The following is an 828-nucleotide window of genomic DNA, read 5'->3' on the forward strand; positions in this document are numbered from 1 at the left end:
CTCACCCAGCTCGATGCGATACCCACGGATCTTCACCTGATCATCGGCACGACCCAGATACTGCAACTGCCCATCGGCGCCCCATCGCACCAAATCCCCGGTGCGATACATCCGCGCCCCCGCCGCCCCCTCACCGGCAAACGGGCACGCTACAAATCGCGACGACGTCAACCCCGCCCGACCGACGTACCCGTAGGCCACGCCGGTACCGGCCACATAAAGCTCGCCCACCACGCCCGCCGAGACGCGACGCAGCCCGGCATCGAGCACGAACAACGCCGCCCCGGCCACCGGGGAACCGATGGGCACCGCCGCCGAGCCCGCCGACAGCGGCGCGCTGACCGCCGCGTACACCGTCGCCTCGGTGGGGCCGTACGCGTTGATGAGCACTCGACCCGGCGCCCATCGATCCACCAGCTCGACCGGGCAGGCCTCGCCGGCCACCACCAGCGCCGCCGACTCCAAACCCTCCGGCGACATCACCCCCACCGCCGACGGCGTCTGACTCAACACCGTGACCTGTTCGCGAATCAGCAAGGCGTGCAAGTCATCCGGTGACGCGGCTACCTCCTCGGGCACTACCGGTGTCCCCAAGGGGGTGGCGGTCTCGCACCGCGGTGTCACCGAATTGGTGGCCGCAGTGGAGAGTCGGTTGCCAGCGGGGCCGGTGCGGGTGTGGTCGCAGTGGCATTCGCTGGTGTTCGACGTGTCGGTGTCGGAGATTTTCGGGGCGTTGTTGCATGGTGGGCGGTTGGTGGTGGTGCCCGAGGAGGTAGCCGCGTCACCGGATGACTTGCACGCCTTGCTGATTCGCGAACAGGTCACGGC

1 protein-coding gene and 1 pseudogene are annotated in these 828 nt (G+C 68.6%); one reads left to right on the forward strand and one right to left on the reverse strand.

The annotated features are described in order from the left end of the window. A pseudogene (locus A5652_RS15850) lies at positions 1-582 on the reverse strand (AMP-binding protein); the annotation flags it as partial. 16 nt (positions 583-598) lie between these two features. Between A5652_RS15850 and A5652_RS15855 the strand changes: the two are divergent. Beyond that, positions 599-828: AMP-binding protein (locus tag A5652_RS15855; RefSeq protein ID WP_197513974.1), on the forward strand; the 230-nt coding region annotated here is incomplete at its 3' end.

The organism is Mycobacterium sp. 1165178.9, assembly GCF_001673555.1.
Taxonomy (GTDB): Bacteria; Actinomycetota; Actinomycetes; order Mycobacteriales; family Mycobacteriaceae; genus Mycobacterium.